The following is a 19,068-nucleotide window of genomic DNA, read 5'->3' on the forward strand; positions in this document are numbered from 1 at the left end:
CCGTGACAATACCCACAAAACAGCGAGAGATTTCACACAGCCTATCCGCGTTGCTGCCACTAGATTGAGCAGAGCCACCCTTCTCTTAGGCCAAACTGTTTCGAAGTCTTTCCGCAAACAGACCCGCAAACTGTTTTGTCGCAGCCGATCGAAATTGCGTCGGAGGGTAAACGGCATAGATGCCTCCTGTTGGAAGCGCCCAATCCGGAACAAGCCGGATCAATGTGCCGTTTTCGATTTCTCTCTTAGCGAAAAAATCTGGCAGAATGGAGATCCCAGCCCCTTCGATTGCCATTGCCTTGATCGCTGGTGTTACGTCTGCTCGCAGCGCGGGGTTCATTTTAACGTCACATGTTTCACCGGTAGCTTTTTTGAATTGCCAGTTCAGCGGGTTTGGCAGGGCTCTGTGTTCGACGAACGGAAACGCTGCCAATCGTTCCGGATGGTTTGGCCGCCCAAGTTGCTCAACCAAATCAGGCGACGCCACTACGATTTGCTGAAAGTCGGCCAACTTGCGCGCAACGTTGGCGGAATCGGCAAGCCAGCCTACCCGATATGCAATGTCAAATCGTGCCTCGACCGGATCGAACCGCGTATCGCTTAGCGTCAAGTCAATCGTGACAGCCGGATAGGCGATGCGAAACTCGGCCACGACCGGTGAAACGTATGTTACGCCCATATCGAGAGGGGCGGTGATGCGCAGGTTTCCAGTCGGTTCTGCGCGCCCTTGCTTTGCCATTTCATAAGCTTCTTCTGCCTGCGCCACTGATGCACGTGCGGCCTCATAGAAGGATTGTCCGGTTTCCGTGAGGTTTAGATAGCGAGAGTTACGCACAACAAGAGTTGCACCAAGCTCTTCCTCCAAAAGCTGAAGCTGCTTGCTGACGACCGCCTTGCTAATACGCATGCGATCAGCGGCCGCAGTAATCGTTCCTTCTTCCGCGATGGCGACAAAGTACTCTAGACGGTTCAGATTTGGTTTCTTCATCTCTTGTCAACTTTTGACTGACTCAGTGTCTACAAGTATTACCTTTAGTCTACAATAGCGGCGCACTACCTGTGGTCCACCAAAACGGAGACTGCAATGACGCGCTTCACCTATATCTATGATACCTATTGCGGCTGGTGCTATGGTGCCGCCCCGGTGATTGATGCGCTGATAGAGAGCGGTGCCGATGTTACTGTCATGCATCGCCATTTGTTCCAGGGCGCAAATGCATACCGAATGGGCGATGGCTTTAGAATACGATCGGCGTATCGAACAGCTAACCGGCCAAGCGTTCAGTGATGCTTATGTTCAGAACATTCTGGGAAACCCGGACGAAATGCTGGAGTCCAGTCTGACCGCCTGCGCCGCTGCTCTGGTTCATGATCAGGGTGCCAAAGCAGAGATGACGCTGGCCCATGTCTTGCAGCGGGCGCGCTATGCTGGCGGTGTCTCTGCGGTTGACCTCGAAGCAATCCGGAAAGCGCTGACAGAATTCGGCATCGACGGCTCATTGGACGAGGGCCGAGACCAAGCCAGAAAGATCAGTAAGCAAGCCGCGAAATTGCAAGCAAGGTTCGGCACGCAAGGCGTCCCAACTTTGCTGATGCATACCGACGGCGGAATAACCCAAGTCGATATCTCATCTTACCACACCCTTCCAGAACAGATCGCGGCACTGGCCGCATAAATGCAAGGAGCATCCCTATGAAGACGATCCTCACTTCTACTGCAGCCATGCTGCTGTCCACCGCAGCCTTTGCGGCTGATCTCACCATCACGGCCTTCAGCCCGAATGAAGGCAGCCTGTTCCCGGTCTCATCGAACCTGATCGAAGGTCCGAATGAGGTGATCTTGGTGGACGCCCAGTTTGAAAAGGACGATGCCCAGCAACTGGTTGATATGATCAAGGCGACCGGCAAGCCCTTGACGACCGTCTTTATCAGCCACAAGGATCCTGACTTCTATTTCGGGTTGAATACGATCCGCGCAGCCTACCCGGATGTCAAAATTGTCGCGACACCTGAGACCGTCAAAGGCATCGAGAAAACCATCCAGCTCAAATACGATTTCTGGGGCCCGATCTTGGACACGAACGCCCCATCCGAATTGATTGTTCCTGAGGTTCTGAATGGCGATAGCCTGACAGTGGATGGCGAAGCCGTCCAGGTCATTGGCCTCGATGGACACGATCCGGTTCATACATTCCTGTGGGTACCGTCGGAAAAAACCGTGCTGGGCGGCGTCGTCCTTTATGAAAACGTGCATGTCTGGATGGCTGACAACCAAACCCCGGAAAGCCGCGACAGCTGGCGTGCAACGTTAGATCAGATTCTAGAATTGAACCCCGCGCGGATTGTTCCGGGCCACGTGATCGGCGATAGTGCAGAGGACGCAAGCATCGTTGATTTCACAAAGGAATATGTCGCCGCGTTCGAGGCAGCCGCGGACAAGGCTGAGGGTTCAGCCGAGTTGATCGCCGCGATGCAGGCGGCTTATCCCGACTTTGAGAACGTGAGCGATCTGGAGCTAAGCGCCCAGGTTATCGAGGGCGAGCGTTCCTGGCCGTAAGCGTAGACCGGCATCAGAAGCCGTCCACTTCGGTTTCTGTATTACAAAAGGGGCGCTGGCCTATCAAATCCGGCGCCCAATCACCAACAGTGCAAAACTCGGTTTGCTTTGAACGACACTGCATTCGCCGCAAGGAAGAGAAGCAATTTCATGTCTTGCAAGTTCGCGAATACCAAGATCACGCAAAGCAGCATCATTGGTGCTGTCCTGTTTGCATTCGTTTCGGCGACAACAATTGCCGTCAACGCTCAGGAGTAAAACATGACTCCATTGGAAATTGTCAAAAGCACCTATGAAGGCGGAACCTCCGAAGAAAACGGTCGCAGCCTTCAGTGGCATTTGGCACCTGATGCCAAATGGACAGAGGCAGCGGGTTTTCCCTATTCGGGAACCTATACCGGTTTTGACGAGATCGCGAAAAACGTGTTTGCGCGGTTGGCTTCAGAATGGACCGACTATCGGTTTGTTCCTGAAAACTATGTAGCCGATGACCACCGCGTCGTCGCATACGGGACCTACTATGGAACGTATAATGCAACCGAAAAGGCATTTTCGGCGCGCGTTGCACATGTCTGGCAGGTCGAAGACGGCAAGATCGTTAAATTTGAACAGTTCGTCGACAGCGCGCCAGTAAAGGAAGCGATGGAGTAATTCACCCCATCTCATCCGAATACCAATTTCACTCAACATCGGTCGGCGGGCCCAAAAAACCCGGCCGATCAAATCTCGGGAATGACTAAAATGATAGCAGTTCTGAACAATCAATCCCCGCGGGTTCTCAGCATTCTGCGGATCATGACGGGCCTGCTGTTTATGGCGCATGGAACCCAGAAAATACTGAACTTCCCTGCGCCGCCAGAGTGGGAGGTCGCGACATTCTCGATGCCATGGTTTGCCGGCATGATGGAGCTTTTCGGCGGTGCCTTGATTGTTCTGGGCCTTTTTACGCGTCCGGTCGCGTTCCTTCTGTCCGGTTTGATGGCCAGCGCCTACTTCATAGCCCACGCCCCGCAGAACTTTTATCCGATCCTGAATGCCGGTGATGCCGCAATTTTGTACTGCTTCATCTTCCTGTACTTTGTATTTTCCGGCCCAGGTCGCTGGAGCCTTGATGCCAAGATGGGCCGCGAATAGCTGAGGAGGAATTTGATGACTCATTCAAAATCGCGCCGAAAGATTCTCGCAGGGATTACTTCTGCCACAGGAAGCCTGCTCCTGTCCCGGACCGCGTTTGCTGCGGAGTTGACACCGCGCGCTGCAGAAGGGCCGTTTTATCCGACCAGATCGATGCGCGTGAGCGACACCGACAATGACTTGGTGAAGATCGCAGGGCTTGTTCGCGAGGCAGGCGGGGAGATCATCACGCTCAAAGGTCAGCTTACCGGTCGCAATGGTATCCCGATAACGGGTGCACGCATCGAAATTTGGCAATGTGATGTGAATGGAAAGTACTTGCACCCCGGCGATGATCGTCCAGTGCCCTATGACCAGGGTTTTCAGGGCTATGGCCACGATATCACGGATGACGCTGGCAACTATGCGTTCCGCACGATCAGGCCAACTAAGTATCCGGGGCGAACACCACATATTCATGTGAAAGTCCTAGATGGAAGCCGAGAGCTTCTGACCACACAGCTCTACATTGAAGGTGATCCGGACAATGCGAAAGACGGGCTCTATCGCAGGATGTCGAAGGCGGAAGCCCGAGCAGTATCCATGGCATTCACCGAAGGGCCGAAGGGCACAGAAACTATCGTAAACATTGTTGTCTGACGGGCTCGGCCGGATCAGGAAAGGAACAGATTATGAAAAACGCATTGATCGTCGCAGCCATGGCAATCCTGATGCCAGCCATTGCCACAGCACAATCCGCAGATGCCTTCACCCATGTCGCAGGCAATGTCTATTACTTCCAGAACGGCAGCTACAATTCGCTTGTTGTCGTCACCGAGGAAGGGACCCTTGTTGTCGATCCGAACGGCCGCACGGCAGAGCAGCTGCAGAACAATCTTCCCTCACTAACGGACCAGCCAGTGACGCATCTGATTTTCTCGCATTCGCATGGCGATCACGCCTCGGGCGGTGATGTCTATGGCGACGATGTTCAGGCCATCGCGCATTCGAACGCTCCGGCAACACTGGGCGGCGTAAGTCTCGATGCCCAGTTCGATCAAGAGCATAGCTTTCAATTGGGCAAGAACACGATCGAACTGACCTATCTTGGGCCCGGAGACGAAGAGGACATGATCGCAACGGTCGTGCGCCCCGAAAATGTTGTCTTTCTTGTCGATGTCGCCGCACCCGAACGCATGTTCTACACTAGCCTTGGCAGAAACAATGTTCAGGGTTGGTATCAGCAGATACTCACCGCCGAGGCGCTGGAATTCGATACCTTCGTACCCGGCCACGGGCGTGTTGGCGACCATGACGACCTGACAAACGTTCGGCTCTATATGGAAGAACTGCGCGCGGATGTTTTGAAAGGGCTGCAAGCCGGGAAATCGACAAACCAACTGGTAGAAGAACTAACGTACCCAGACCGAAGCCACTGGCAGCAATACGATACTTGGCGCCCAAGCAATGTGCGTGGTATGGCTCGGCATTTGATCAAAAGCGGAATCGTTGATTACTGAAGATCTTGACTATTGAGAGATTGCAATACAGATATTGGCCCTCCGATGTGAAAACCCAGATTGCGTTACCCAGTTACCATTTAGTTCATCAAATCGGCCATTCAGACAACCTGCGACATTGATATTTATGGGCTTCTGGTAAATCGGCATAAGGCCCATCAGCCGCATCAAACGCTGGATGCATTTCTCGTTTACCGGAAGGTCCTCATTGCGCAGGCGCCATGTTATCAGACGAACGCCATAAAACCCGTCTCCAAGAACTTCATGTCGATCACGCGCATCAGATTGAGGTTCATCTCACTTTCGCCCCTCGGTTCGTAGTAAAACGACGACCGCGAGTTCGACGGAAGAGCGGATTGCTTGCCGACAGAAAGATTGGACAGGTTCGGTTCGATCGTCTTCCGCCTCACTTGCCGGTCCAGGGTTTGAGCTTTTCTGGCCAAAAAATCGTTGGCGAAGGCCAACTCCCCGATCTTGGCGTGAAGGCCCCTGACCTGCTCTTCGTTCACTTCAAGCGCGTTCCTGCCACCACGCTCGAATACAACCGAAGCACCTTCAAGCAGCGCCCGTTTCCATTGATGGATCATCGTTGGGTGAATACCGAACCGACCGGCCAATTCGCTGACCGTCTGCTCGCCCTTCAGCGCTTCCAACGCGACTATGGCCTGGAAATCTGGGTGACGTTGCTTCCGTTTCAACTTTTCCGATCTCCTTTCTATTGAAGATCAGCAGACAACAAAAAGCAGCTTACGTAAGTGTCCGAATTTCCGGGAGTAGTTCAGGTCAACCACACCGCCTGCGCAATTACCTGAGCAGGAAATCGGTGATGCTTGTAGCTGATAGAAATTGAATTCATCGATACCAATTACGGCCAGGTTTAGGCTTGAACAAACCCTATACAGTTACCGTGACAATACCGTTGGTCGTTCGAAAAACAGCGTTCCTTTTGTGTATTACTGTTCTCGCAAGCCATAGAGTATCATTACAGTCAGCAACGATGCCTTTGCCCCACCGCTCAGATTCGGAAATGTCTTTTCAAATTACTAAGCGATAAATTCAGGCCACAAACAAGAAATGATCAATAGAACTTCTTCAGCGTATTCTTTTCTGCTTTTGCGCCCAAGCGCTGAAAGGACATAAGCGTGCACTCACCTTCGCTGTGCGTACATCATAGCCTTGCAACCCCAGAGAAGGATTTCAACAAGGTTCTTGCGACAGAACAGAATGGTGGATCGCTTTCCTGCTGATCGGCCGTCAATAACCTGACAAAGACCAATTGACTGAATGCTAAAAACTGACACAACTAAGACTAACAATCTTCTATGCAACTACAGCAGTATCGGCACTGAAAACTGTGATCAAACAAAGAGATATCGAACGTGAAGTAGGGCAAACCTTACAAAGGCTAAGGCAGGAACGCAATCTGATCCTCTCTGAGCTGGCGACAACGTCGCAGGTCTCGACCTCGATGATCAGCCGAATTGAAAACGGTAGCGTCTCTCCGTCTCTTGGCACGCTACAGGCATTGGCGGACGCGATGAATGTTCCTCTGATGGCCTTGTTTGCGGATACGGAAGTTTCGGCCGACGTACATCACGTCAAAGCAGGCGAAGGTCTCATGTCCCGACGTATTACGCAGGGTCACGTGCATAACTACCTGTTGCTTGGTAAACATGGCGGGCCGGGAGGTCTGTTTCAATCTGCCCGTATCACCATTTCAAAGGACCAATCTGGGACATTGCCCAGTTACCAGCACGAAGGCTGTGTTTTTCTCTACATGATAATGGGCGACGCTATATACAGGTGTGGCACCGAGGATTTTGTTATGGCAACTGGCGATACCCTAAGCTTCGATGCCAAGCTGCGTCACGGGTTTTGCAAGATCGTGTCGGATGAGATCGAATTCATCACTGTATCAACTCGCCCGCAGTAAATTCAGACCGCGATTTGACACTCTCAGGCCGTATAACCTATCCGGACCGTTTCATATTCTTGTATTATGTGAAACTATGAATAATCCAACCGCATATCCCAATCAGGCACTGAGCCCCCATGAAAATTACGTTCAAACAGGTTGATGCATTTCGAACCGTCGTCTCCACCGGAACTGTAACCGAAGCGGCAGCGATGCTGGGCATCTCACAACCCGCGGTCAGCCGCCTGATCTCGGATTTCGAGGCCGAAGTCGGTTTTCAGCTGTTTCAGCGCTCGGGCCGGGTCCTGGTACCCACGGATGAAGCACGCTTGCTGGTGGAAGAGGTTCGGCAGGCCGTTAGCGGCATGGAGCACATAAAGGATTCCGCCACAGCCATTGGGAAGTTCGGTCACGCGCGGCTTAACCTGGTGATCACGCCGGGGGTGTCCTCTCAGCTTGCTCCGGATCTGCTTCAGGAGTTTTCAGCTACTTGGCCAAAAGCCATGGCCCGAATGGAAATCGCGCCCAGCGATGACGCCGTCGAATGGATGGTTTCGCAGAATTACGATTTCGGGATCACGACAACCCAACCCGCCAACCCGTCCTTTGACAACCTGGTTATCCGGAACAGCGACGTCTGTTGCGTCGTTCCAACCGGCCATCCTCTGGCAGAGAAAACCATAGTTCAGGCGCAGGACCTGGCGGGTAAGAGCTTTATCTCATATATGCCGTCCTCACGCTTCCGGTTTGAGATTGACCAGTTTTTTGAGGCCAAAGGGATCTCACGTCAGATGCAGTATGAGACCCGCACTACCGACGCAGTGTGCCGTCTGGTCGCGCGCGGTCTAGGAGTTTCTGTTGTCGGAGCAAGCCTGGATTATCTCAAAACCATTCCCGATTGTGTCGCGCTGCCTTTTGCGGCGCCTCTGACGTTTCGAGCAGTCCTGTTCTGGTCCAAGAACAAGCCCTTGTCCGCCGTGGGACAGTCCTTTTTGAAGATCGTGCAATCGCAGATCAGCGACGATTAAGCGCCTCGCGAAAACTGGCTCGCGCCTGCGCGCTGTGGATATAGGCGTAGTCCCGAGGGTAAGGGGCACCTGCCGTCAGTTCCATCGAGACGAATTGCGGGCCGGTGGATGACAGAACCTGAGGCACCGCAGCTGAAAACTGATCCAGCTCGGTAAAGCGCTGCACACTGGCATACCCGGCAGCCCAGGCCATGGCCGCAAAATCAACCCTATCCGCACCAGGCAGGGGATGCGACCCGTTCACCTCATAGACCCGGTTAGCCGACAGAAAATGATAGAGGTTCGTCACCCCTGAATTGGCAATCGTCACCAATGTCCCAAGATTCATCAACAAGCTGCCATCGCCATCCAGAACGATGACCCGCCTGTCAGGATTGGCCAGCGCCAGACCCAGACCATGGGACGACGCCTGTCCCATAGCCCCGACGGCCACGTAATTAAGGTCGCGCGGATTCAGGGCAAGCCAGTCGAAACAGCTCTGATAAACAGCAACAACAATATCATCCTCGCGGACATGAGGGATCAGAGCCTTAAGCGCTGCGTCGCGGTGCATGGTCATGATGCCTCCGGCGCCCGGCCGATCAAGAAAATGTGGGGTCTCGAAGTTGCATAAGCCGCTTCAATCGCCTGCGGGATATGAGCCTCGTCCCCTGGCCATTCGATCAGGGAATGTGACAGTTCCATCGCATTCAACACCGGCCGAACAATCCGCACCCCGTAAGAGGCCGATTGGTCCGGATGAATATGTGGCTCTTTACCCTGCAGGCCAACCATCATGACCACCGGCAGTTCATAATCGACGCCAATGGCCCGGATCGCATTCAATGAATCCATCAGCCCCGTTTGTTGCATCATCAGGATCGCGCGCGTGCCGTTAAAGGACATCGCCCCGCAGATGCTGACGCCCTCATCCTCCTTGCAGATCCGGGTCAGGCGAAATTCGGGATCTCGCGAGATCGGCCAGAGCAGCCCGTCACTGGTAACGATGTCCGGCAATGCCACGATTTCGCCAACACCCGCCGCTTTGATAGCAGCGATGATAGCCGCACCTGAAGGATTCTTGACCTGCGGCGTACATTCGGTCGGTAGAGGGGACGCAACCATCAGGCACCTCCGTCCAGAAATGCGGCAAGCCCATCCCGCGCCGCTTGCAGTTCATACCTGTGACCGATGGTGATGCGAATAAAATCACGGTAGGCGGGTGAGGCGAACCGACGCACAGAAATCCCCTGTCCGCGCAGGAAAAGATCGGCCGCTTCGGCAGATTTCCCGGGGTTCGGAAAATGAACCAGCACGAAATTGGCCTGACTTGGGACAACATGCAGACCCATTTCCGTTAGCGCGGCGCTAAGCCAGGCCCGGCTGTTCAAATTTGTCTCTCGAACGAAACGGGTATGTGCCGTGTCTTCCAGCGCCGCAACAGCAGCTGCGGCCGAAGAGGACGCCACCGGGAAGGTCAGGCCGATCCGGCGTACATTGTCCACCACATCGTTGGACCCGTACATCCAACCAACACGCGCACCAGCAAGCCCGAAAATCTTTGAAAACGTCCGGCACATGACCACGTTATTGGCAGCCTCTACCAGCTTATGCGCGGGCTCATAATCTGCCGCGTCGACATATTCCTCATAGGCAGCGTCGATGATCAGCAGGACGTTTTCCGGCAACGCGGCATGCAGGCGGCGCAGCTCTGCGCCGTTCAGATAGGTGCCTGCCGGGTTCTCGGGGTTGGCGAGGTAGACGATCCGGGTTCGTTCGGTCAACGCATCGATCATCCGGTCGACCGAAGGTTTGAATGCATTATCCGCGACTGACACCACCTCGGCATCGTTGGCAAAAGCATAGTTGGGCACTTTGAGATAGCCATTGGCACTACGGATCAGCTCGGTACCCTGCCCTAGATAGGCGCGTGCCAGACGGGCCAACAGATCGTCCGATCCCTGTCCTGTGGTGATCCGTGCCGCATCCAACCCGTATTGCGCGGCAATCGCCGGGGCCAAGATATCGTCAGGGTTTTCCAAATAGCGCTCGACATTGCTGATTGCCGCACAAGCGGCAGCGCGGGCAGACGGGCTGGGACCAAACACGCTTTCATTCGAGTTCAAAAGAATCGCAGGCGGTGGAACGTCAGCAGATGCTCCACCAACCATATGAGGTTTGATCCTGCCTATTCCTGATTTTGCGAGGGTAATGCCCATCCAATTCCTCCGGCACCACCAGATGGCGGCAATGGCAATTTTCAATATATATCACATAACATCGTATTTTAAGCAATTCACTTTCAAAAAAATTATGATATGAAGGCTGTGACTCAGCAAAAGAACCCGGATGACCGATACGTTTTCGCCCCAACCCAGCAGGCTTCACCTGACCATCGATCTGGACGCGCCAGGTCGACAGTCCGGTGATCTGATGCTGAAATGGTCCGACAATGCCGTACCGTTGGGATACCACCCAATCCCGGTCGTCAGCTTACGTGGCAAACCCGGACCTTCTGTTCTGATTTTGGGCGGCACTCATGGAGACGAATTCGAAGGACCTGCCGCGATCCTGCGGTTTGCGGCACAGCTGAACCCTTCTGACCTGACCGGACAGGTGATCCTGATCCCGGCCTTGAACGCCCCCGCGTTTCTCGCCTCATCGCGGGTGTCGCCATTGGATGGGCAAAACCTGAACCGGGCTTTTCCTGGCACCGCGAATGGCGGCCCGACAGCGATGCTGGCGCATTTTGTTGAAACTGTACTGCTGCCGCGCGTAGATGCCGCCATTGACCTGCACTCGGGTGGCAAGGCATCTGTATTCGAGCCCTGCGCCTTGGCAGCGCGGGGGAATGACACGGACCTGACCGCTTCCAACATGGAACTGGCCCGCGCTTTCGGGTTGCCTCTGATCTGGGTGCTGGGCGCCCATAACGACAACCGAAGTGTGAATGCTGCGGCCGCGCGAGTTGGGGTCCCGATGATCGCAGCTGAACTCAGCGGCGGCGGGGGTGTCGATCCGCATGCCGCGGACCTTGCCGAAGCCGGGCTTAAACGCTGTCTGAAGCATTTAGGTATCCTGCCCGGCGGTGCACCGGACTCTGTTCCGACGCAATGTGTCGAAATCGCCGATCCGTTGCATTCGATCCACGCACCCGCAGATGGGCTGTTCGACCGACGCTGCACCGCAGGACAACAGGTCAAACGAGGCGATCTGGCAGGCACGCTGCATTTCCCCGCCGAACCGGAACGTTCGGCCGTCGAACTTAAATTTCCCACAGCCGGGCACGTTCTGGCTCATGGCAATCGTGGCATGGTGCGCCGTGGCGATCTGTTGGCATTGGTGGCTCAACCGCTGTCCGAGGAACGTTGAATGAAAACTTATTCCCCGTTCATTTCCGGTGCCTTTGTCGATTGGGATGGTGAAACCCTGCCCAGTATCGACCCCGCCACCGGTCAGGTGTGGAGCATGATCGCCCGTGGCGACACACAAACCGCCGGCATGGCCATCCGGGGCGCCGACCAGGCCTTCCGCCGCGGGCCATGGGCCAAAGCTGGGCCGACAGAACGGGCGGATATGCTCGACCGTTTAGCTGACATACTGGAAACCCGGTGGGAAGACCTTGTCAAACCCGAAATCCGCGACAACGGCAAACGCATTACCGAGGTGCGCGGGCAGTTTGCCGGGTTGCACAACTGGTTTCGGTTTTTTGCGACAGAGGCACGCAAGCTGCAGCCCGAACCTCAGGCCATTTCCATCCCCGGTGTGCATAGCGTGGGCCACTTTAGGCCCTATGGCGTCGTGGTCGCCATCACGCCCTGGAATTCTCCGCTGATGATCCTTGCATGGAAGCTGGCCCCGGCACTGGCAGCTGGCAATACGGTTGTAGTGAAGCCCTCAGAAATGGCTTCGGCATCAACCTTGGAATTTGCACGCCTGGCACATGAGGCGGGACTACCACCCGGGGTGCTTAACGTCGTCACCGGACTGGGTCACGAGGTCGGCGAAGCACTGGTCCGCCACCCTCTAACACGCAAGGTCACCTTTACCGGTTCGGACTTTGGCGGACGAAAAGTGGCCGAGGCCGCCTCGGCCGGCGTAATCCCGGCGGTGCTGGAACTGGGCGGGAAATCTCCGCAGGTGGTGTTTGCCGATTGTGACATGGACAATGCGGTCAACGGAATTCTGTCCGGCATCTTCCTTTCAAATGGCCAGACCTGCGTCGCTGGATCGCGGCTGATCGTTGAGGCCGGGCTGAAGGACAGGCTGTTATCCCGCCTGATCGATCGCGCCCGCACATTGCGGATGGGGGATCCGATGGACCCGGATACTCAGGTCGCACCGCTGGCCAATGAACCGCATCTGCGAAAGGTTACGGCAATGATCGAACGCGCCAAAGCCGACGGTGCGGTTTGCTTACTGGACGGCACCGCCACAACGGCAGGCCGGAATGGGTTCTATATCGGACCAACGGTATTTGACGATGTGACCCCCAGCATGCAGCTCTGGCGTGAAGAAGTGTTCGGACCGGTTCTGGCCGTCATCTCTTTCACCACCGAAGAAGAAGCCATCGCGCTGGCTAATGACAGCGACTACGGGCTGGCTGCAGGGGTCTGGACCACCGATGCCGAAAAGGGCGCGCGGGTAGCCGAGGCAATCGAGGCGGGCACTGCTTACATCAACCATTATCGCAGCGTTGACCCTGCCTGCCCCATTGGTGGGGTCAAACTGTCGGGCTACGGGCGTGAATTGGGCCCGGACGCCATAAGGGATTTCTGTCAGGTCAAATCGATCTGGACCGGCACCACGCCGGTGCCCGATCCGTTTCCCTGACCACCGATACGCACGGAGGACGGCATGAACGATCATTTCTCAGCCCCCAAGGGCAATTTCCGCGGTCACGACCAACAAAAAGTCTGGCAACAGCAACCTGACCCGGAACTGACCGAGGTTGGCCCCGGCACGCCGTGCGGCGAATACCTGCGCCGGTTCTGGATGCCGGTAGCAATGACCGATCAGATCGGCGACCTGCCCTATCGCCTGCGTATTCTGGGCGAAGATCTGGTTCTGTTCCGCGAAAAAAAAGAGGGCAAGCTGGGCCTGACCCATCTGCATTGCTGCCACCGCAACATGAGCCTGGAGTTCGGCATCGTTGAGGAAGGCGGAATTAGATGCTCATACCACGGTTGGAAATACGGCTTGGACGGCACCATTCTGGAAACCCCGTGTGAACCGCCCGCGTCACAGGTCAAGAAAAAGGCCTGTCTGGGGGCTTATCCGGTGATCGAATACAAGGGTTTGGCCTTTGCATTTATGGGTCCCCCCGAAGAGCAACCCCCATTCCCAGTAATGGACACATTTGATGATGATGGCGACGAGTTGGTGCCTTACCTCATCAAATCCCCGTGCAACTGGCTTCAGGTGATGGAAAACGCATGGGACCCGTTCCATGTTGTCTACCTGCATACACTGGCTGTACGCAGCCAGTTCATCGACGCCTTTGCTGAAATGCCGATGATCGAGTTTCACGATAGTCAAACGGGCGATTTTTACACCAATGTCCGACGAGTCGAGGATATCGTCTGGGTGCGCATACATGACCATATGTTGCCGTCGTTCACGCAAAATGGCGGCCACTTCCCGGTGCCAGACGGGCCGCGCTATTTTGGGCGCTGCGGGCTGTCGCGTTGGATAACCCCGATTGACGACACCAACACGATGGTCATCGCATGGCGCCACTTCCGGGATGCGGCGGCGAATGACGATCCAAAGGGCCTGACGGACAAAAGAAAAGTGGGCTTTGGGATGACCGATTTCTATGGTCAGGATCCCGATCGACCCTATGAGATGCGCCAGCGGGACCCCGGCGACTATGACGCCTGGGTCAGTCAGGGGCCGCGGAACGTCCATGCCCGCGAAAACCTCAGCTTTACGGATCGGGGCGTGGCCAAGGCACGCCGCCTGTTGCGCAACGCCATTCGCGCGTTGAAAGACGGTCAGTCCCCTCCGCAACCGACCGACAGCTTTGCCGGTCAGGTGATACCGACCTATGCCGGGGACACAATGCTACGCATCCCGCTTCAGGACGGCCGCGACGATGGTGCAGTGCTCAAGGAAATCTCGCATCAGGTAGCTGAGATCTACAAATCTGGCGACCAATTGCAGGGCGAGGCCCGTAAGACGTTCATCGTCGATGCGCTGAAAAAGTATGAGGCAAGCTGGTCATGACCAATCGTGTTCCACAAAATCCAGGTCGGGTCGACTGGTCCGGCGAAAACCCCGGCATTTATTTGAAACAGAACCCGACGCAGGACCACTATGACACTCTGGCGCTGTTCTTCCGGGTGGTTTTGTCGCCCTATGGTCGGGGCCATGCCGCATTGATCCTGGGCGCGCCGGATCAAGCGCAGGGTTGGCCGCACGCCCCCAATCTGATCATGACGGATAACCAACGCATGATGCGCTGGATCGTGGATGGCTGGGTCACCAAGATGCCGACCTTTATCGGAAAGGCAGGCCTCGACGCGATGAGCTGGCTGGACTGTGACAGCGTCGAAAAACGCCCAGGCGATTTGAGATCGCGCTATTCCGAGACCCTGCGCGGCTCGGGCGTCACGGTCGAGATGATCTGGCAGGAAATGGGTCCACCCTTGCCAGTTGAGGTCACTAAGGAAAACTCGGCAACCAAAGAGCATGAGATGTATTCGGTTTTCCTTGAAGCCAAGACGGCGCAGGTCGTCATCAACGGCACACCGCTCCCCGGTCAGGTCGCAAGCCGCCAGTTCTTTGGCCGCACCATGTCGACCGCCTTTCTGGCCTTTTCCGAAACCTGGGTGACCCCGCAGGAGGATCTGTGATGCCGTTGAACGAACCGATCACCCCCGGAACCGTCGACTGGACAGGCGAGAACCCCGGCATCCTGCTGAAAGACGACAACAACAATTTCACCGCCATGGCGCTGTTTTTTCGCGTGGCATGGTCTCCGGTGGGTCAGGGTCAGGTGCTGCTGTTGTACGGAACGCCAGATCAGGTGGACGGACCGCCCGAGGCACCGAACGTAATCCTGAGCGACAATCCCGATCTGACCGCCTTTCTGAAGAGCAATTTCATCAGCAAACTGGCCGCTTTCGCAAATGCTCCCGCTTTTGCCTCCCTGCCAGAGATAGGCGCGCAGGTCGTCCGTTCCTCGGGCGATCCGATGAGCCATCGCTATACCGAAACCATCGCCGGGGAAAACCTGACGGTCGAACTGGTCTGGGAGGGGCTCGAGCCACCCCGCGCGCTGGAGCTCTCTCCGCATGAGGTCGCTTCGGGTGAGCAGAACATGTTCTCGCTACTGGTGCCCGCACATTCGGCCCAGATCATCGTTAATGGTCACGCATTGCCGGGCAAGTTGGGCACACGGGTGCAGGCCGGGTATGAAACGACAACTGCCTTCCTCTATTTCTCGGAAACATGGATCATCCCGCCGGAGGATACTTGATGCTGCATCCGGCTGATCAGCTGGCGTTCGACCAGGCCATGGTGACACAACCGGTCTGGAACCGGTTCAATACTGCGTCCGAAGCGCTGAGGTTGGATGAAAATGTCCTGCTACATGCCGGTCCCGCCTTCGCCAGCCCTGATCAGATCACCGCGCCGATCCTGAACTCGGCCTGTGTCGCTGCCGTCTGGCAAGGGCTGGCACAGAACTTCGATCAGGCCGAGGCGATGATCAACGCAGGCGAGGTCATCCTGAAACCTGCGCAGGACCATGATGTCGTGACACCTCTGGCCGCGGTCGTCTCGGCGGATATGCCGCTGCACACAGTCTATGACGCGTGGCGTGGCCAACAACGTGTTTACGCGCCGATCAATGCAGGCAACCGCCCAGCGATGCGTTTAGGGCTGCGGTCCGAGGCGGTGCTCAACCACATTCGCTGGCTCAACACCCGGTTTCTTGATGTTCTGGAGAAAGGGATTGCCGAAGGGATCGCTCTGGTCCCGCTGGCTGTGATCGGCCTGATGGGCGGGGATGATTGCCATGGCCGCACACCCGTGGCCGCACAGGCGTTGATTGCTGAACTCAAGGATCGCAGCACCAGCGGGATCACGGATGACGACGTGTTGGCTTTTATGGACAGCTCGCCCTCACTGTTTCTCAACCTCTGGATGGCGGCGACCAAATGCATGATGAAACTGGCGGAGGGTATTGAAGGGTCAAGCTTCGTCACCGCTGCAGGCGGCAATGGGCGCGAAATTGGCATCCAGATCTCGGGCCTACCGGGCCGTTGGTTCACAATTCCGGCCAACCCTCCCAAGGGGGCGTTTGACGTGGATTTGCCGCAGGACCGCGCCAGTGGCGCGATCGGCGACAGTGCCGTGGTCGAGGCATTCGGGCTGGGGGCAATGGCCATAGATCTGAGCCCTGAACAAAAGAAGGGTCTGGGTGCCTATCTGCCCGACGACGCTCAAGCGCGAATGTCAGGTCTGTCAGTCGGAACGCATCCGTATTTCCGGGCCTTGCATGTTCGGCTGGGCAGCACGGCGCGGGGTGCCGTGGAACAGGGTTCGGGGCCTGTGATCGGGCTGGGCATTCTTGACCGATTGGGCGAGGCCGGTCGGTTGGGCGGTGGCATCTACGACATGCCAGTCTCCCCCTTTGCCGACGCGTTGAAAGCGCTGGAGGCATGACCGGGCTGAACCATCATTCTGCCCATGAACTTGCCACATTGATCCGGGTAGGTGAGGTGAAGCCTTCCGAGGTGATGGCGGCCCATCTGGACCGGATCACGAACCGTGAACCCGTCATCGGGGCTTTTCAAACCCTCGATGCGGACCGCGCCATGGAGCGTGCAAAGGCCGCCGACACTCTCCCCGTTGGTGGGCCGCTCCATGGCGTGCCGTTTGTGATCAAGGATATCATCGACACGGATGACATGCCGACAGGATGGGGTAGCGACCTGTATGCCGGGCGCCGCCCCGACCGAAATGCAGCTTGCGTTCAGGCTTTTTTGGACGCGGGCGCGATCCCAACCGGTAAAACCATTTCCACCGAATTCGCCTACTTCAAACCCGGTAAAACTGCCAATCCGGCGAATCCGGCGCATACGCCGGGTGGCTCGTCATCCGGTTCGGCCGCAGCTGTGGCCGATTTCATGGCTCCGCTCGCATTTGGTTCGCAAACCGCAGCCTCGCTGATCCGACCAGCAGCGTATTGCGGGGTCTGCGGGTTCAAGCCAACCACCGGCCGGTATGTTCTGACGGGTGTCATGGGCTTGTCCCAAAGTCTGGATACACTTGGCCTGTTGGCTCGTGATCCCCGCGACTTTGTGCTGACCGACGCGGTTATGTGCCAAACTGACCCGGCACCGCCAGCTGAGTTCGAAGAGGCTTTGCCTAGGGTCAGCCTAATGCGCGGCCCGCACTGGCGGAACGGTTCGGTCGAGATGCGGGACACCTGCACGCGTGTGTTGGCTGCCCTTGCCGCAACGGGGGCAGAGACCGGAGAAATTGCCTTTCCACCCGTTTTTGCCGAACTCACGCAGGCTCAGATCACCGTCATGGGCTATGAGGTCGCGCGGCAGCGCGCTGCAGAATACGCTATCGGCATGCCCGCCATCAGCCCGCAATTTCATGACCTTGTCACGGCGGGGCTGGCGGTCACCAACGCAGAATACCAAGCTGCGCTGGACCTGCGTGACCGGGCGGGCGCGATGCTGGACCAGATGTTCCGCGATGTGGACGCTCTGTTGGTCCCGTCGGCCCCCGGACCAGCCCCTGCCGGTTTGGACGCTACTGGAGATCCGCTTTTTTCCCGGATGTGGAACCTGTTGCAGGTGCCTTCGGTCGCTTTGCCATTCGGGACCGACCAGAATGGCCTGCCGCTTGGCATTCAATTGATCGGACGAAAGGGTGATGACGCCCGCCTGCTGGACATCGCGGTCTGGGCCCATGAACACTTGTCGCAATGACCGCTTAAGGAATTAGGGGCAGCAGCAAAGCAAGTGATACGGGAATGCTGACGGCTGCTATCAACGTCTGCAACGTGACAATGGCCGCCATCAGCGGCGCGTCTCCACCCAAGTGCTTGGCCAGCGTGTACGAAGACGCACCGGTCGGCACAACCGAATAGACGACGGCGATCTGCAGAACTTCCCGCGGCAACCCAACCAGTAATCCGATCACCAATACTGCCAGAGGGAAGACAATCATCTTGCCCGTGAAGGCCAGAATTAAAGGCAGCGCACTTGCGGCCATGGCCCGGACCCTCAGATTGGCACCGACGGCCAGCAATGTGATCGGCAAAGCTCCTGCACCCAGAACATCCGTCACATCATGCACGACCGCTATCCTGTTACCGATCAACTGGTTGGCACAGACCGCCAGAAAGATCGAAATCACGTATGGATTGCGTGCGAGTTCCCGCAGAATTGCAACGGCCAGGCTGTTGGTCCGATCGCCTTTGAGCGCACCAACCATCAGAACCACCATAACAATATTGGTGGTGGGCACGAGAATTGCAGTCGCCAGAATCGCGATATCCAACCCCGCTGGCCCAAACAAGTTCGCAGCCAGCGCAAGTCCGATGAATGAGTTATGTCGCGCGCTGCCTTGCAGGATCGAGGTGGCCTGCGGCGGCGCAAAACCCATCAAACGGGCACTAAGAAGCGCAAACAGAAGCGCCACAACGAACCCGCCCAGAATGGCAACCGAGTAAAGACCCAGCGCCGACTTGTCCAACGGCGACAGGGAAATTTTGCTGAACAGAAGGCATGGCATCAGAACCCAATAGACAAGCTTGTCATTCAGGTTCCAGAAATCCGTACTGGGAATGCCGCCTTTGCGCAGGGCCAAACCCAGCGCAATGATCAAAAAGATCGGCAGTATCGAGGTGAGTGTCGAAAGCATAACAATTCGCAGACAAAACCGGGCCGGCTCGACCGGACACTCTCATGACTGGCGTTTCTACGCAAT

At 56.4% G+C, this 19,068-nt stretch carries 23 protein-coding genes; 16 read left to right on the top strand and 7 right to left on the bottom strand.

What is annotated here, in order from left to right:
• Positions 1–85 precede the first annotated feature (85 nt).
• A complete protein-coding gene (locus tag QMP16_RS21870) occupies positions 86–988 on the bottom strand; it encodes a LysR family transcriptional regulator (protein WP_282154122.1) in 903 nt (300 codons plus the stop codon).
• Between the two features lie 96 nt (positions 989–1,084).
• On the opposite strand from QMP16_RS21870, the gene QMP16_RS21875 reads away from it, so the two are divergent.
• The 7 genes from QMP16_RS21875 (at position 1,085) to QMP16_RS21905 (ending at position 5,190) form a co-directional block, all read left to right on the top strand.
• Positions 1,085–1,288 carry a hypothetical protein gene (locus QMP16_RS21875; protein WP_282154123.1) on the top strand — a complete coding sequence of 68 codons (204 nt, stop codon included), beginning with the start codon at positions 1,085–1,087 and terminating at the stop codon, positions 1,286–1,288.
• Entirely contained in the window at positions 1,233–1,676 is a 444-nt protein-coding gene (locus tag QMP16_RS21880; RefSeq protein ID WP_282154124.1) for a hypothetical protein, read from the top strand. Before QMP16_RS21875 ends, QMP16_RS21880 begins: the two co-directional genes overlap by 56 nt.
• A gap of 17 nt (positions 1,677–1,693) precedes the next feature.
• Positions 1,694–2,557, top strand: coding sequence for an MBL fold metallo-hydrolase (locus QMP16_RS21885; protein WP_282154125.1), 864 nt, complete (start codon positions 1,694–1,696; stop codon positions 2,555–2,557).
• A gap of 261 nt (positions 2,558–2,818) precedes the next feature.
• The gene (locus QMP16_RS21890) at positions 2,819–3,208 is read left to right on the top strand and encodes a nuclear transport factor 2 family protein (protein WP_282154126.1); all 390 of its coding nucleotides are present in this window, start codon (positions 2,819–2,821) and stop codon (positions 3,206–3,208) included.
• An 81-nt stretch (positions 3,209–3,289) separates the two neighbouring features.
• Positions 3,290–3,691: a DoxX family protein gene (locus QMP16_RS21895; RefSeq protein ID WP_348774628.1), complete on the top strand. Its 402-nt coding sequence runs from the start codon at positions 3,290–3,292 to the stop codon at positions 3,689–3,691.
• Between the two features lie 15 nt (positions 3,692–3,706).
• Positions 3,707–4,330 (top strand): protocatechuate 3,4-dioxygenase, encoded by a 624-nt coding sequence (locus tag QMP16_RS21900; protein ID WP_282154127.1) that lies wholly within the window; start codon positions 3,707–3,709, stop codon positions 4,328–4,330.
• A gap of 32 nt (positions 4,331–4,362) precedes the next feature.
• Positions 4,363–5,190 (top strand): MBL fold metallo-hydrolase, encoded by an 828-nt coding sequence (locus tag QMP16_RS21905; protein WP_282154128.1) that lies wholly within the window; start codon positions 4,363–4,365, stop codon positions 5,188–5,190.
• A 9-nt stretch (positions 5,191–5,199) separates the two neighbouring features.
• Here the strand turns inward: QMP16_RS21905 and QMP16_RS23695 are convergent, their stop codons facing one another.
• Both QMP16_RS23695 and QMP16_RS21910 read right to left on the bottom strand, forming a co-directional pair.
• Positions 5,200–5,421 (bottom strand): hypothetical protein, encoded by a 222-nt coding sequence (locus QMP16_RS23695; RefSeq protein ID WP_432653428.1) that lies wholly within the window; start codon positions 5,419–5,421, stop codon positions 5,200–5,202.
• Positions 5,418–5,888: a transposase gene (locus QMP16_RS21910; RefSeq protein WP_282154129.1), complete on the bottom strand. Its 471-nt coding sequence runs from the start codon at positions 5,886–5,888 to the stop codon at positions 5,418–5,420. Before QMP16_RS21910 ends, QMP16_RS23695 begins: the two co-directional genes overlap by 4 nt.
• 656 nt (positions 5,889–6,544) lie before the next feature.
• On the opposite strand from QMP16_RS21910, the gene QMP16_RS21915 reads away from it, so the two are divergent.
• Positions 6,545–7,123 carry a helix-turn-helix domain-containing protein gene (locus tag QMP16_RS21915; RefSeq protein WP_282154130.1) on the top strand — a complete coding sequence of 193 codons (579 nt, stop codon included), beginning with the start codon at positions 6,545–6,547 and terminating at the stop codon, positions 7,121–7,123.
• 119 nt (positions 7,124–7,242) lie between these two features.
• Positions 7,243–8,133 carry a LysR substrate-binding domain-containing protein gene (locus tag QMP16_RS21920; RefSeq protein WP_282154131.1) on the top strand — a complete coding sequence of 297 codons (891 nt, stop codon included), beginning with the start codon at positions 7,243–7,245 and terminating at the stop codon, positions 8,131–8,133.
• Here QMP16_RS21920 and QMP16_RS21925 read toward each other — a convergent pair.
• From QMP16_RS21925 to QMP16_RS21935, 3 genes are read right to left on the bottom strand one after another with little or no spacing between them, the layout of a single operon-like run.
• Positions 8,120–8,692, bottom strand: coding sequence for a thiamine pyrophosphate-dependent enzyme (locus tag QMP16_RS21925; RefSeq protein WP_282154132.1), 573 nt, complete (start codon positions 8,690–8,692; stop codon positions 8,120–8,122). The genes QMP16_RS21920 and QMP16_RS21925 overlap by 14 nt on opposite strands.
• Positions 8,689–9,237: a decarboxylase gene (locus tag QMP16_RS21930; RefSeq protein WP_282154133.1), complete on the bottom strand. Its 549-nt coding sequence runs from the start codon at positions 9,235–9,237 to the stop codon at positions 8,689–8,691. Before QMP16_RS21930 ends, QMP16_RS21925 begins: the two co-directional genes overlap by 4 nt.
• A complete protein-coding gene (locus QMP16_RS21935; protein WP_282154134.1) occupies positions 9,237–10,331 on the bottom strand; it encodes a pyridoxal phosphate-dependent aminotransferase in 1,095 nt (364 codons plus the stop codon). The genes QMP16_RS21930 and QMP16_RS21935 overlap by 1 nt, the downstream gene beginning before the upstream one ends.
• Positions 10,332–10,461: 130 nt before the next feature.
• Between QMP16_RS21935 and QMP16_RS21940 the strand changes: the two genes are divergently transcribed.
• The 7 genes from QMP16_RS21940 to QMP16_RS21970 are packed head-to-tail and all read left to right on the top strand — an operon-like array spanning position 10,462 to position 18,065.
• On the top strand, positions 10,462–11,484 hold the full coding sequence (locus QMP16_RS21940) for a succinylglutamate desuccinylase/aspartoacylase family protein (protein ID WP_282154135.1): 1,023 nt from the start codon (positions 10,462–10,464) through the stop codon (positions 11,482–11,484).
• Positions 11,485–12,945, top strand: a complete 1,461-nt coding sequence (locus QMP16_RS21945) for an aldehyde dehydrogenase (protein ID WP_282154136.1) — start codon at positions 11,485–11,487, stop codon at positions 12,943–12,945.
• Positions 12,946–12,969: 24 nt separating this feature from the next.
• Positions 12,970–14,340 carry a Rieske 2Fe-2S domain-containing protein gene (locus QMP16_RS21950; protein ID WP_282154137.1) on the top strand — a complete coding sequence of 457 codons (1,371 nt, stop codon included), beginning with the start codon at positions 12,970–12,972 and terminating at the stop codon, positions 14,338–14,340.
• A complete protein-coding gene (locus QMP16_RS21955; protein WP_282154138.1) occupies positions 14,337–14,969 on the top strand; it encodes a hypothetical protein in 633 nt (210 codons plus the stop codon). Before QMP16_RS21950 ends, QMP16_RS21955 begins: the two co-directional genes overlap by 4 nt.
• The gene (locus tag QMP16_RS21960; RefSeq protein ID WP_282154139.1) at positions 14,969–15,595 is read left to right on the top strand and encodes a hypothetical protein; all 627 of its coding nucleotides are present in this window, start codon (positions 14,969–14,971) and stop codon (positions 15,593–15,595) included. Before QMP16_RS21955 ends, QMP16_RS21960 begins: the two co-directional genes overlap by 1 nt.
• Complete coding sequence (locus QMP16_RS21965) at positions 15,595–16,785, top strand: DUF1116 domain-containing protein (RefSeq protein ID WP_282154140.1); 1,191 nt, start codon at positions 15,595–15,597, stop codon at positions 16,783–16,785. Before QMP16_RS21960 ends, QMP16_RS21965 begins: the two co-directional genes overlap by 1 nt.
• Positions 16,782–18,065 (top strand): amidase, encoded by a 1,284-nt coding sequence (locus tag QMP16_RS21970; protein WP_282154141.1) that lies wholly within the window; start codon positions 16,782–16,784, stop codon positions 18,063–18,065. Before QMP16_RS21965 ends, QMP16_RS21970 begins: the two co-directional genes overlap by 4 nt.
• Before the next feature lie 4 nt (positions 18,066–18,069).
• Here QMP16_RS21970 and QMP16_RS21975 read toward each other — a convergent pair whose 3' ends face one another.
• The gene (locus QMP16_RS21975) at positions 18,070–19,002 is read right to left on the bottom strand and encodes an AEC family transporter (RefSeq protein WP_282154142.1); all 933 of its coding nucleotides are present in this window, start codon (positions 19,000–19,002) and stop codon (positions 18,070–18,072) included.
• Positions 19,003–19,068 lie beyond the last annotated feature (66 nt).

Source organism: Ruegeria atlantica, from assembly GCF_947495585.1.
Lineage (GTDB): Bacteria > Pseudomonadota > Alphaproteobacteria > Rhodobacterales > Rhodobacteraceae > Ruegeria > Ruegeria atlantica_G.